This is a genomic window from Streptomyces sp. NPDC057302, assembly GCF_042667685.1.
Classification (GTDB): domain Bacteria; phylum Actinomycetota; class Actinomycetes; order Streptomycetales; family Streptomycetaceae; genus Streptomyces.
In genome coordinates this window covers 19,663-32,680 of record NZ_JBHUZJ010000041.1, presented here as the reverse complement: position 1 = coordinate 32,680, position 13,018 = coordinate 19,663, and the positions used below count along the sequence as shown (strand labels likewise).

Here is a 13,018-nt window from a genome sequence, read left to right as displayed (position 1 = left end):
GCGCACAGCCTCCTGGACGCACTCGACGCGAAGTCGACGACCTCGACCCCGGCCCGAACGGTGTGGACTTCGTGGCCGGCACCCTGGAACGCAGCGCCGAGGCGGACGACCCGAACTCCGTCGAGCCCCCCGTCGTCAAGCCGTTCACGTCGGAGAGGCTCGGCAGGGGCCTGACCACCTTCCGCTACATCCCCCAGGAAGACTCGTCCCACTTGCCGGCCTGCGTCCGCTACGCCTGGCAGGTCCAGGAGTACGAGGCGGACGTCCTGATCTGGACCGCCACGGAGGACGTGGCCCATCTGATGCGCGCGGCCGAAGACTTCGAAGGGCTGGCGCGCACGCTGAGCGTCTGGGCTCCCTGATCGCCCCTCGTAGCGAAGACGTCAAGCCACCCCGGAATCGCGTAAGGCCGACGCCGATCCGGATCCTTCGCATCCGGCCCCCGGCCCCCGGCTCCCGGCTCCCGGCTCCCGGAAGCCGCACAGCGGCCGGAGTGTTCCGCTCCCGACCGCCACCATGGTCTTTGTCACGGCCGCATACACATCCCGCGCGTCACGACACGATGACGGTCCACCGAGATATAGGGGCCTGTCCGGCTTTCGACCCTGGCGGAACCATCAACCCCACAGATAACGTCGGCCCGCCCAAGCCACCCTCGCCCCACCGGGAGCCGACCGTGAACCGCCGCACCACGCACGTCGCCGCCGCGCTCGCCGCGACCGCAGCCCTGCTCCTGACGGCCTGCGGCAGCGGGGACGACGGCAAGGGGAGCAAGGGCGACAGCTCCGACGAGGCAGCAGGCTCTTCCGCGCCTCCCGCCAAGAAGAAGCCCACCAAATCGGCCTCCCAGCTCGCTCTGACCAAGAACGAAGTGCCCGCCCACGCCGTCAGGGAGCCCGCCGACAACTTCGTGTTCGCGAAGTCGAGGGACAACATCAAGCTCAGCAAGCCCGTCTGTGCGCCGCTGGGGCACGCGATGAACCAGTACCCCGTCGGTGACACGCAGGACAGCTTCGTCCGCGTCGCGGAGGCGAAGGAATTCGACGGCACCTTCACCTACGTCACGCTCGCCACGTACGCGCCCGGGAAGGCGCAGGACGCCATGGCCGACCTGACCAAGGCGGTCGGCGCCTGCAAGGGCGGCTTTACGGCGAAGGGGGACAAGGCCTCCAGCGCGTACACGTCCGTCACCTCCGAGACCGCCGGGGTCGCGCCCACGCCCGGCGCCGACGACTCCCTGGCGTTCCGCGCCACGACCCAGTACGAGAACAACACGCACACCGTGCACGCCCAGGCCACCCGCCACGGCGACACCATCGCCCTCTACTACTCGGTGGACGGCAACGCGTTCCTGCAGTCGCGTGCCGGGGACGGAAAGATCTTCCCGGCAGTGGTCAAGTCGCAGGAGAAGAAGCTGAGTTGAGGCTCCTGCGAGCAGCCGGGGCTCTGCAGGGGAGCCCTTCGTGCGTCACGACACGATGACAGTTCGCCGAAATGGGGTGCCTTGCCCCGCTATCAACTCTGGTGGAACCAACAACCCCACAGATAGCGTCGGCGCTTTGGAGACCCCCTCGCCCCACCGGGAGCCGACTGTGAACCGCCGCATCATGCCCGTCACCGCCGCGCTCGCCGCGGCCGCTGCCCTGCTCTTGACCGCCTGTGGCAGCGGAGACGACGGTTCCAAGGACAGCGACAAGATCGCCGGGGCCGACCAGGACTCCGGGAAGCCGAAGAAGTCGGCGGAGCCTTCGGCCTCGGCGGAGGACGGCAAGGCGGACGGCGTGGACCTGACGCTGCCCAAGGACATGGACCTCGTCTTCGAATGGGACAAGCCACAGGACAAGGACGAGGCCGCGGCGGTGGATGACGCCCGGCACTTCGTGCAGTCGATCTACCGGGGAGTCGCCGAGCAGACCGTCAAGGACCCGGCCGTCTCCACCTACGCGACGGACAAGGGTCTCAGTTACGCCCGCACCCAGATCCAGGGACGCGTCGACGCGGGCCTCACCTCCACGGGCACCCGGCGCCATTTCCAGGAGAAGGTGCGCAAGTCCCCGAACGGCAACGCGGCCGAGGTCACGTTCTGCGTGGACTCCAGCAAGTTCTACTCAAAGGAAGTGAAGTCGAAGAAGGTCCGCAAGGGGACACCCGGAGCGGCGTCGTACGACTTCTTCAAGATCGTTATGACCAAGTTCCCGGGGAAGGACGACTTGTGGCGCGCATCTCTCGTATACGTGACGGAAAAGGCAGACCAGTGCGCGTGAGACGAGCCGCGACCGCCTGCCTCTCCCTGTCTCTCGTCGTCGGCGGTCTCCTGACGGGCCCAGTCGCCTACGCCGACGAAGACTTCGGCAACGGCAAGGGCGGAGCCAAGGAAGAGGGCGGCAGCGACAAGACCGGCATCTATGCCGCCGCGACGGTCCGGTACTCAGGAGCCGTCGCCAAGAACGGCGGCAGCGGAAACGTCACCTCTGCCGACGTCAACTGGGATCCGCCGGCCTGCTGGTACGCCCCGTACCTCGGTGCCAAGGACTTCAAGAAGAAGATGTCCGCGAACATCAAGGACCAGATGAACACCCCCGGGCTGGGTTCGGGGGGAAGCGCCCTGGGTGAGCTCAAGCGCCATTACGAGGACGACTACGGCTGGACCGACACCCCCGGCTACAAGGACTACAACGTCGAGAAGGACGGCAAGGGGATGTTCTGGGCGGGCTTCGAGAACCCCGACGAGCCGGACGTCCTCAAGCGCATGTCGTGCTCCGACATCCCCTTCTGGGTCGACAACGGCGAACCCGCGCCTCCCCAGTACGAAGAGGCCATCACCCCGGAGATGCTCGCGGCACTCGCCTACCAGCACATGGAGCTCCCCGGCACCAAGGTCACCCTCGCGCCGGAGGCCGTCACCAAGGTGAATCTGCCCACCTGGGCCTGGCTCGACAAGGCCGTCTTCGACGACGTCAAGGCGACGGCGGAGATCGACGTCCCCGGCTTCAACCTCCAGGCGACGACGACCGCCACCCCCAAGTCCCTCACGCTGGACCCCGGCACCAAGGACGCCACCACCATCCCCGCGAACGGCCAATGCCCCATCGCCGACGGCAAGATCGGTGAGCCTTACGCCAAGGGCAAGTCCAAGGAGACCCCTCCTTGCGGCATCCTCTACCGCCGCTCGTCCGGCGGCGACACGTTCCCGCTGAAGGCCTCCCTCACGTGGGAGATCAGCTGGCAGGGGACGGGCCAGGCGGATGCGGTCGGTATGCCCAACGGCACGATCGAGGCGGTCCAGGACATCACGGTCGAGGAAATCCAGTCGATCAACCGGTAACCCCGGCGGAGGCATGTCACGCGGCAGCTGCCCGCGATTTACCACGTATAGAGGAGCACCTTCCGTATGTCGGACGAGGACGAAGAGGACCGCGAGCCCGGCCCCTGGGAGTACAGAGCCCGCGAAGGAATCATCAGGAAGATGATCCCGGGCGACGTCATCGCCGCGGTGCCGGCGGCCCGGGAAGCGGCTGAATCCGAGGGGCGCAGGGTGCAGTTCGACTTCCTCGACGACGAGGCGGTCCTGAAGATGCTGCGCCTTCGCCATATCGATGACGTGCAGCTGCAAAACGGCGGACTGAAAGCCGGAATCCCCACGGCATTGATCCTCGTCGGGCTCTTCATCTACTGGGGCGCCTACGTCCAGTACTGGGAGTCCACCAGGAACCAGTCCCTCTTCTATGCGGGGGCGGGCCTCATCCTCGCCGCCACCCTCGGGTTCTTCGTCCTCATGCTGGTCCGGCAGTGGGGCAACCGCCCTCGCCAGAAGGTCAGGGCCAGGGCAGCCGCGTACCGGAAGATCGCGCACATCGCGGCGGAGAACGGCGGCGATGTGCCGACCTTCTATCCGCACTACGGGCCGTACCCGTTCGCAGCGAACTTCCATTCTGATGCCGCTGAACTCGATCTGCCTGATCAGAGCAGATACTGATGCGACCGCGGGGTCCTTACATCACCCACCTCCCACCTCACATCACCCACCGCAAAGACCCCGCCATCGCCTCGCACAACCGCTCCATGGCCCCGGACATCCCCGTGACGGGCGCCGAGAAGGACAGCACCAAGTAGCCCGTGCCGCCCGGCACATGGACATGGATGTCCAGCGACGTGGCGCCCAGTACGCGTACGGCCGTGCCCGCGGGGAGGCCCACCACGGACACTTGTCTGCCCGCGGCTCCGTCTTCGGACTCGCGTGCTGCCATGTACGTCGCGTACCTCCGCGGGTCCGCAGCCGAGCCGCCCAGCGGCATCAACGACACCAGGAGTGACGCGGGCAGGCCGCCGTCCTGGGACGTCGTCAGGAGGTAGAACTCCATCGCGCCGCGGGCCAGGCCGACCTCTGCCGTGTTGCGCAGGGTGGTCCATACGGTGCGGGTGAGGTCCGCGGAGACGGCGCGGCCCTGTGCCTGGCCGTCCACGAAGGTTTTCAGGTGGCGGCGCCACCTGTCCTGCGTCAGGTCGACGCGGAACCACTCGCGGGGGACGAGGAGGCGGTAGTCCGTGGGGATCGCCGTCGCCGCGAGTGGTGCTGCGTCCGTCTCCGGTGGTTCGTTCCCCGCGCTCACCCCGGCATCACCAAGGGCAGTCCCTGCTCGTCGAAGAAGCGGACGCTCTTCACGACGCCGGCGAACATGGCGGAGAACGTGTCCCAGCCTTCGGCCGTCGGCGTTCCCATCTCCAGCAGCATCAGGGTCTGGTTGCTCAGCGGGATCTGGACCTGGATGAACGACGTCCAGATGGGCTCGTCCTTCCCCGACCCCGTGAGGCTGGCGTCCACGCTGGCCTGCCGTGTTCCTATGCAGGTCACCGCCGGACCGCAGGGCAGCTTCACCTCGTCCACCTGGCCGATCTCCAGGTGTCGCATCGTGGACGCGAGGAAGCCCACCGGCTTGGGTCCGGCCCGTTCGTCCAGGTCCACGAGGCTGACGTTCACCGTCGCCGTGCAGCGGACGCCCTCGACCTCCGTCGTGACGAAACCCGCGTACTGGAGTCCCGCCTCGATGAACTCGTCATAGTTCGCCATACACATGGCGGCCCATTCGAGATGTACGTCCTCGGTGCCTCCCGGCAGCGCCTTCTGGGCCAACTCCACGAGTTGGTCGACCAGTTCGTCCAGGTCGTCCGCCTCGAAGGGAAGCTCCAAAAACCCTTCGGGCATGATCCAGCGGACGTCGATCTCCGTTCCGCCGCTTCCCTCAGGGCTGCGCCGGTCTACTTCGATGGTGTCGGTGGTGGTCACCTGTGGATCCTGCTCTCCGTCACGAACGCCTCCGGACACGACCTACGCCGCCAAGGCCGCATTGAACGGCTTCGGCGAGGCTTGCGGTGTGGGTGAAGGCCGGGGGGAAGGAGACGGGGTGGGGGTCGGGGCCGGTGTGCCGGAAGGGTGGGGCTTCTTCGGCTCCTGGTAGCCCGTCTTCTCGCCGTTCTCACCGCTTGCCATCCGGTGGATGGCGCTCGCGAGGCCGGACCCCTTGATCACCGCAGTGATCTTCTTGCCGTCGATGAGGTCCCTGCGCGCCGTCTTGCCCAGGATCTTGTTGACGCCCTTGACCGCAAGACCGTTCAAGAAGTTGTGCCCGACGCCGTCGAGAGCGTTGGCTCCCCTGGCCCCCAGGCGCCCGAGCTTCGTCATGTTCTTCATGCCCTTGAACGCCTTGAATCCCTTCAGGGCGCCGAGGCCCGGCAGCACGCCCAACGCGTCCGTACCCAGCTTCATCCAGTCGAGCTTTCCGCCACGCGCCGTCATGTCGTACGCATGGCCCGCGAGCGCGGCGGCGCTGGTCAGCACGGCAAGGGTGGCGAAAATGGGGACCAGGACCTGAAGGGGTGGGACGAACGCGCAGATCACCGCGAGCACGGACAGGACGGCGGATATGTTCGAGAGCGCGTCCGCCCAGTCCGCGAGCATGTTCATGAAGCCGCCCGGGTCCCGGACGTCATCGTGGTGCACGACGTTCTTGATGTGCTTGGCGGCCTTGTCCCCCGCGTCGTCGTAAATGTCCCTGGCGTCCTTCACGCCCTTTCTCGCGCTGCCGTAGCGGCGCAGGGCTTCGGCACGCTTTTCGACCCAGCGGTCGTAGTCCTCTTTGTCCTTGGCGGGGATATTGCGGGTGGGGTACTTCTCTTCGTACTTCTTGACCTCGCGGTCGGCGATGTCGTGGTCCTTCTCCGCCTCGCGGTAATCGCTCAGCGCCTTGTCCGCCTTGCGCTGCGCCCTGCGCATTTCGCCGGCGAACTCGTCCGAGCTGCCTTCCCGCACCTGCTCGCCGACGGCCTTGGCCGCCTCGTCGTAGCGCTCGAAGGACTTCTTCAGCTTGTCCGCCGTGCCACCGGCCATCTCGTGGAAGCCTTTTCCGGCCTCACTGTCCCAACCCTCCACCGAGGCAAGCGCCTTGATGACCCGTGACTGTTCGTCGATCATGTCGGCCATCTTGCGCAACTTGCGGCCCAGTTCGGCCACTTCCTCGGGGTCGCCCGGCGTGGGGTCGTCATGCCACAGTGGCGGCCAGTCGCTGTCCGTCCTGCTCACTTACTTCCCCTTGCTCTTCGCCTTGGCGTCCCGGATGGCCTTCGCCAGCTCGTGGTCGATCTTGTCGTACGCCTTGGCGGCGGTCGACGTGAACTCGGCAAGCTGCTCGAGTTCCTTCATCAGCTTCTTCCTGGTTTTCTTCCAGGTGTCCCCGAATTCCGAGAAGGCGTCCTTCAGGCCACCGTGCCCGACCGCGCTTCCGTATTCATCGGCCGGATTACCGTTGCGCTCGAACTCGTTGTGAATCCGGCCAAGATCACGTGAACACTTCTTGATGGCGGCGAGATCCGCCTTGATATGGTCCCCCACGAGGACGACCCCTCTTCTCGTTGATTCCGACTGAGCACCTGATGGCAAGGAGAGCCTTGACGTGACCTCCAGGGGCAGCCAACGCGCGATATCCGACCGTCTCGGCCTCCAGGCCGATGCCTCGGCCTGGTGCACGATCGACCAGATCCCGCAGCCCCCCGCGGAGGTGCTCCGGGCGGCCGGTACCCCACGTCTTCGCCCCGGGAGGGCGCCCGCACTGGACGTGCTCGGCAACGTGCTCGCCCTGCCGTTCGCGCCGTTCGTCATGGCGTTCGTCTACCTGGCACGCGGAGGAAAGGCGGTCGAGCGTCTCCTTGCCCCGACGTCCGAGAAGCAGCGGCTGCGGACCAAGCACCAGGACGAGAAGCGGCGTGACGCCCTCGCCGCCGAGCAAGGACTCGACCGCGTCTTCGACGGGAACTGGCAGGCTGAGGCGGGGCAGTTCCTGCTCCGCTGGTACAGCCACTCCCCTCACGACGAGCGACTCGTCCTCGTGACCCAGGGCGACATCGTCCTGGCGGCCCCGCCCCGGCGCGTGTCCGGAAGCAGGGAGAAGCTGATGGAGGTCGTCGCGCGCCTTTCCGCTGCCGAAGCAACCGTCGTTGATCCGTTCCACGGTGAGTTCGAGACGAAGATCCTGCTGCTGCGGTTCCGCGACGGGTCCTGGCTGCGCGTCGAGTCGGAGACGCCCCGCAGCGAACTCCACATGCATCTGATCCGCGAGCCGCTCGCGGACAGCTGACGGACGACGCGGCCGGCCGGGCGCCGCCCGGTGCGTTCAGCAGCGTTCGCCGCCGCACCGGACGCGCACCCCGCGCGCGCCTTACTTCTTGGCCGCGCGACCCAGCTCATCATCGATCTGCTCGAACTTGTCCGCGGCGTTGGTCAGGTAGTCGCCCATGCCGTCGAGGCCGTCGAGCGTGTCCTTCGCGCCCTTGACGAACTCGTCGAAGTTCTCGTCGAACGCCTTCGACGCGCTCTTGGTGACGAAGCCGGACTCGACCAGGTTCGCGATGTACTTCCGCAGGCCGTCCAGCTTCTCCTTGAGCTTGTCCTTTTCCTTGACCACATGCTTGGCCGCGTCACGCATGTCCTGATATGTGACATCAAGGTCCTTGGCCATGTAGCCCACTCCCTAATCAACTTGCCCCAGGGAAGGCCCCCGTGGCTCCCGTGTGCGCGGATGGTGTGATCGTCCGCTCTTTGCGGCAGCAGCTTACGGGTGGGGCTGGTGTGTTCACACCCCGGTTGAGTCACAGCTCTGCTATGAGCCGGTGTACGGGCCGTTGCCTGCGTGAAGGGTGGAGCGGCTATCGTCGACGCCATTGTTCATTACGGGGAGGACGATCGTGCGCCTGACTCTGACCGTCGTCGATCCGTTCGGCGGTGGTACCGCCGACGTGGTCCTCGATGCCGATCCCGAGTCCACCGTGCAGGACATCGCGGTGGAGCTGGCCCGGCAGGTCGGCCACAGCGGGGCGCAGATCATTCCGATCGGCGGCGGGCACCAGTCCCCCGCCGCGGGCGCCCCGATGATCTATGTGGACGGGTATGCCGTCGATCCCTCCGCCACCGTCGGCACCTCGCCGCTGCGCGAGGGCGCCATCGTCAGCCTGAACGATCCCGCGGGATGCCTGCCCGGCGAGCCCACCGGCCTCGTCGAGCTGCGCGTCGTGAGCGGGCCCTCCGCGGGGGCCCTGCACCGGCTGGGCATCGGGCGCTACGACATCGGCAGCGGGAACGCCTCGTACATCCGCATCGACGATCCGGAGATGCCCGCGCGCGCCCTCACGTTGTCAGTTGCAACCGATGGAACCTGCCAAGTCGCACTGCACGGGGAGAAGAAGGACAAGGACGCCGTAACCCTCGACGGTGAGCCTTTCGGTATCGAGAAAAACGAGAAAAACGACAAGAACGACACGGGCGAGGGCGGCGGTCTCGATTCCGGCGGTGAGCGTTCCCGCAAAGAGAAGCGCCAGGAAAAGAAGCGGGAAAAGCAGGAGAAGAAGGACCAGCGGCGCGAGAGCGACAAGCGCGGCGGTGCCCGGCGCGACAGCGGTGAATGGCCCCTGGGGGCGCAGATCGCCGTCGGGAACACCCTGCTCGAACTCGTCAGGTACGCGCCCCCCAACGCCGCTCTCAAGTGGTCCGAGGACGGCGCGGGACTCGACTACAACCGGCCCCCGCGGCTGCGCCCGCCCGAGCGGCAGACCACCTTCCGGCTCCCGGCCCCCGTACGGGACTTCGAGGCGCGGCCACTGCCCTGGCTGATGGCGCTGTTCCCGCTGGTCGGCGCGGTCGTAGCCGCGATGATCTTCAATCGCTGGTACTACCTGATCATGGCGGGCCTCAGCCCCATCATGCTCTTCGGCAATTACTTCATGGACAAGAAGCACGGGCGCAAGTCCCATGCGAAGCAGGTCAAGGAGTACAAGGAGACCAAGCGGCGGATCGAGAAGGACGCACAGGACGCCCTGGTCGCCGAGCGTCTGGACCGGCGTAACGCCATACCCGACCCCGCCACCGTCCTCGCCCTGAGCACCGGCCCCCGCACCCGCCTGTGGGAGCGCCGCCGCACCGACGCCGATCACCTGCTCCTTCGCTTCGGCACCGGCCAGTTGCCCTCCGAAGTCGTCCTGGACGACCCGGAGATGGACGAGCACCGGCGTCAGGTCACCTGGAAGATCGAGGACGCGCCCGTCGCGCTGCCCCTGAAGGGCCTCGGTGTCATCGGCATCGCGGGCCCCGGCGACTCGGCGACCGCGCTCGGCCGCTGGGCGGTGGCGCAGACCGCGACCCTGCACAGCCCGATGGACGTGCAGTTCTACGTCCTCACGGAGAACGGCGCGCAGAGCAGCTGGGACTGGGTGCGCTGGCTGCCGCACGTCAGGCCCGCCTCCGGCCAGGACATCAACGTCCTCATCGGCACGGACGCCGAGACGGTCGGCGCCCGTATCGGTGAGCTGACCCAGATCCTCGACGCCCGTCTGAAGGTCCTGGAGGCGAACAAGAGCCAGGGCGCCAGCTTCAGCGAGCCCGACATCGTCGTCGTCTGGGACGGATCGCGTCGCCTGCGGTCCCTGCCCGGTGTCGTACGGCTGCTGCGCGAGGGTCCCGCCGTGGGCGTGTACGCGCTCTGCCTCGACACCGAGGAGCGGTTCCTGCCCGGCGAGTGCCTGGCCTTCGTGGTCGCCGAGCCCAAGCCGAAGGAGCACGGGCAGCCCGGCGGCGCCCCCTTCCAGCAGCCGGCCGCCGCACCGCAGCAGACCCCCGGCGGTTTCCCCTCCTTCCAGGCCTGGCACACGACCACCACCCCCGACACCCCCCAGGCCGACGCCTCGCAGGAGCTGCGGCTGCGCGTCGAGATGACGGGCGCCGAGCGGTTGCGCGACGTACGCCCCGACTTCGTCTCCCCCGCCTGGTGCCTGCGCCTCGCGCGCTCGGTCTCCCCCCTGCGCGACATCAGCGGCGAGACCGAGGACTCCGCGCTGCCGGGATCCAGCCGCCTGCTCGACGTACTGCAGCTGGAACCGCCGACGTCGGGCGCCATCACCGCCCGCTGGCAGGCGGGCGGGCAGTCGACCATGGCCGTGATCGGTGAGTCGTACGACGGCCCGTTCGGCATCGACATGCGCAAGGACGGGCCGCACGGCCTGATCGCGGGGACGACCGGCTCCGGTAAGTCGGAGCTGCTCCAGACCATCGTGGCCGCGCTCGCGGTGGCCAACACCCCCGAGAACATGACCTTCGTCCTCATCGACTACAAGGGCGGCTCGGCCTTCAAGGACTGTGTGAAGCTGCCGCACACCGTCGGCATGGTCACCGACCTCGACGCCCACCTCGTCGAGCGCGCCCTGGAGTCCCTGGGCGCCGAGCTGAAGCGGCGCGAGCACATCCTCGCCGACGCGGACGCCAAGGACATCGAGGACTACCAGGACCTGGTGCGCCGCGACCCCTCGCACCCGCCCGTGCCCCGACTCCTCATCGTCATCGACGAGTTCGCCTCCATGGTGCGTGACCTGCCCGACTTCGTGACGGGCCTGGTGAACATCGCCCAGCGAGGCCGTTCGCTCGGCATCCACCTGCTCCTGGCCACCCAGCGGCCCAGCGGTGTCGTCTCCCCCGAGATCCGCGCCAACACCAACCTCCGTATCGCCCTGCGCGTGACGGACGGCGGCGAGTCCTCCGACGTCATCGACTCCCCCGAGGCCGGGCACATCTCCAAGAACACACCGGGACGCGCGTACGTACGTCTCGGCCACGCCTCGCTCGTTCCCTTCCAGTCGGGCCGGGTCGGCGGCCGGCGCCCCGGCGCCGCGGACCCGCAGCTGCTCGCGCCGTGGGTCGACGCGCTGGACTGGACGACCCTGGGCCGTGGCGCGCTGGTCAAGCCGAAGGCCGAGGCCCGCGAGGAGGAGGAGATCACCGACCTGAAGGTCCTGGTCGACACCGTCATCGAGGCCAACGCCGCCCTCGGCATCCCGGCCCAGCACAGCCCCTGGCTGCCCGCGCTCTCCGAGACGCTGCTCCTGGACGAGATCCCGGCACCGGCGCCCAGGACGGGACCGGGCAAGCTGACGCCCGCCGCGTACGGCATCGAGGACCTGCCCGGCGACCAGGCGCGACGCCCGGTCGTCGTGGACTTCGCGTCCTTCGGGCATCTGATGATCGGCGGTGCGCCGCGCAGCGGCCGCTCGCAGGTCCTGCGGACCATCGCGGGTTCCCTGGCGCGCACGCACTCGTCCGCCGACGTCCACCTCTACGGCATCGACTGCGGCAACGGCGCGCTCAACGCCCTGACCCGGCTTCCGCACTGCGGCGCCGTCGTCAGCCGCAACCAGACCGAGCGCGTCGTGCGCCTGGTCAACCGCCTCAAGGGTGAACTGACGCGCCGCCAGGACCTGTTGGCGGACAAGGGGTACGCCGACATCGGCGAGCAGCGGGCCGACGCGAGCGAGGACGAGCGCCTCCCGCACATCGTCGTCCTGCTCGACCGCTGGGAGGGCTGGCTGCCCACGCTCGGCGAGATCGACCACGGCAGCCTGACGGACGAGCTCACCGCGATCATGCGTGAGGGCGCGAGCGTCGGCCTGCACATGGTGCTCACGGGTGACCGCCAGCTCCTCGTCGGCCGTGTCTCCTCCCTCACCGAGGACAAGTACGGCCTGCGGCTCGCGGACCGCTCGGACTTCTCCATGCTCGGCATCCCCGCCAAGAAGGTGCCCGAGGAGATCCCGCCGGGCCGCGCGTTCAGGAACGAGAGCGGCATCGAGACGCAGTTCGCGCTGCTCTCGGACGACGTCACCGGACAGGGTCAGGCCGCCGCGATCACCTCGATCGGCGAGGCCGCCGCGGTCCGCGACGAGGACGTGCCGCGCCACCGCCGCCCGTTCCGCGTCGACACGCTGCCCAGCCGCATCTCCTTCGACGAGGCCTGGGAGCTGCGCGACCCGGACGCGTCGCGTTCCAAGCTGTGGGCCCTGGTGGGCATCGGCGGCGACGAGGTCATGGGCCACGGCCCCGACCTCGCCCAGGGCGTACCGGCCTTCGTCATCGCGGGCCCGGCCAAGTCGGGCCGCTCCACGGTCCTGATGAACATGGCACGCGCCTATCTCGCCCAGGGCGTACGCCTGGTCATCGCGGCCCCGCGCCAGTCGCCGCTGCGCCAACTCGACGGCGCCGAGGGCGTCCTGAAGCTCTTCACCGGCGACGACATCGACGAGGACGACTTCGAGGAGACCATCGAATCGGCTTCGATCGAGGAGCCGATCGTCGTCCTCATCGACGACGGCGAGATGCTGGAGGACTGCGAGGCCGCGAGCCACTTCAAGCGCATCGTCCAGCGCGGCACCGAGCAGGGCCTCGCGCTGGTCCTCGCCGGTGACGAGGAGGACGTGTGCAGCGGGTTCTCCGGCTGGCAGGTCGACGTGAAGAAGGGACGCCGCGGCATTCTCCTCTCGCCGCAGGACAGTTCGAGCGGTGACCTCATCGGTCTGCGGATCTCACGCAGCATGGTCGGCGGGCCGATCGCCCCCGGCAAGGGGATGCTGCACCTGGGCAGCGGAGAGATCGCGACGGTCACGACGCCGATGTGATCACGGGCATGAGGGGGGGGCGACATGAGCTCATGTC

12 protein-coding genes are annotated in these 13,018 nt (G+C 68.1%); 7 read left to right on the top strand and 5 right to left on the bottom strand.

Annotation, left to right across the window (positions count from 1 at the left end; genetic code table 11):
* The first annotated feature begins 71 nt into the window (after positions 1-71).
* From ACFUPX_RS25985 to ACFUPX_RS25965, 5 genes are all read left to right on the top strand, one after another.
* On the top strand, positions 72-362 hold the full coding sequence (locus tag ACFUPX_RS25985; protein ID WP_383327269.1) for a hypothetical protein: 291 nt from the start codon (positions 72-74) through the stop codon (positions 360-362).
* A 314-nt stretch (positions 363-676) separates the two neighbouring features.
* Positions 677-1,423 carry a hypothetical protein gene (locus ACFUPX_RS25980; RefSeq protein ID WP_383327266.1) on the top strand — a complete coding sequence of 249 codons (747 nt, stop codon included), beginning with the start codon at positions 677-679 and terminating at the stop codon, positions 1,421-1,423.
* A gap of 169 nt (positions 1,424-1,592) precedes the next feature.
* On the top strand, positions 1,593-2,264 hold the full coding sequence (locus ACFUPX_RS25975; RefSeq protein WP_383327263.1) for a hypothetical protein: 672 nt from the start codon (positions 1,593-1,595) through the stop codon (positions 2,262-2,264).
* Positions 2,261-3,325 (top strand): hypothetical protein, encoded by a 1,065-nt coding sequence (locus ACFUPX_RS25970; RefSeq protein ID WP_383327260.1) that lies wholly within the window; start codon positions 2,261-2,263, stop codon positions 3,323-3,325. Before ACFUPX_RS25975 ends, ACFUPX_RS25970 begins: the two co-directional genes overlap by 4 nt.
* A gap of 66 nt (positions 3,326-3,391) precedes the next feature.
* Positions 3,392-3,976, top strand: coding sequence for a hypothetical protein (locus ACFUPX_RS25965; protein ID WP_383327257.1), 585 nt, complete (start codon positions 3,392-3,394; stop codon positions 3,974-3,976).
* A gap of 37 nt (positions 3,977-4,013) precedes the next feature.
* On the opposite strand, the gene ACFUPX_RS25960 is transcribed toward ACFUPX_RS25965, so the two are convergent.
* The 4 genes from ACFUPX_RS25960 to ACFUPX_RS25945 are packed head-to-tail and all read right to left on the bottom strand — an operon-like array spanning position 4,014 to position 6,886.
* Positions 4,014-4,610 (bottom strand): hypothetical protein, encoded by a 597-nt coding sequence (locus ACFUPX_RS25960; RefSeq protein WP_383327254.1) that lies wholly within the window; start codon positions 4,608-4,610, stop codon positions 4,014-4,016.
* On the bottom strand, positions 4,607-5,284 hold the full coding sequence (locus ACFUPX_RS25955; RefSeq protein ID WP_383327251.1) for a hypothetical protein: 678 nt from the start codon (positions 5,282-5,284) through the stop codon (positions 4,607-4,609). Before ACFUPX_RS25955 ends, ACFUPX_RS25960 begins: the two co-directional genes overlap by 4 nt.
* A 42-nt stretch (positions 5,285-5,326) precedes the next feature.
* The gene (locus ACFUPX_RS25950) at positions 5,327-6,577 is read right to left on the bottom strand and encodes a putative T7SS-secreted protein (protein ID WP_383327248.1); all 1,251 of its coding nucleotides are present in this window, start codon (positions 6,575-6,577) and stop codon (positions 5,327-5,329) included.
* Entirely contained in the window at positions 6,578-6,886 is a 309-nt protein-coding gene (locus ACFUPX_RS25945) for a hypothetical protein (protein WP_383327245.1), read from the bottom strand.
* A gap of 61 nt (positions 6,887-6,947) precedes the next feature.
* Here ACFUPX_RS25945 and ACFUPX_RS25940 point away from each other — a divergent pair, with 61 nt between their 5' ends.
* Positions 6,948-7,628: a hypothetical protein gene (locus ACFUPX_RS25940; RefSeq protein WP_383327242.1), complete on the top strand. Its 681-nt coding sequence runs from the start codon at positions 6,948-6,950 to the stop codon at positions 7,626-7,628.
* Positions 7,629-7,709: 81 nt separating this feature from the next.
* On the opposite strand, the gene ACFUPX_RS25935 is transcribed toward ACFUPX_RS25940, so the two are convergent.
* Positions 7,710-8,009, bottom strand: coding sequence for a WXG100 family type VII secretion target (locus tag ACFUPX_RS25935; protein WP_351170116.1), 300 nt, complete (start codon positions 8,007-8,009; stop codon positions 7,710-7,712).
* 226 nt (positions 8,010-8,235) lie between these two features.
* Between ACFUPX_RS25935 and ACFUPX_RS25930 the strand changes: the two genes are divergently transcribed.
* Positions 8,236-12,981 (top strand): FtsK/SpoIIIE domain-containing protein, encoded by a 4,746-nt coding sequence (locus tag ACFUPX_RS25930; protein WP_383327238.1) that lies wholly within the window; start codon positions 8,236-8,238, stop codon positions 12,979-12,981.
* Positions 12,982-13,018: the final 37 nt, after the last annotated feature.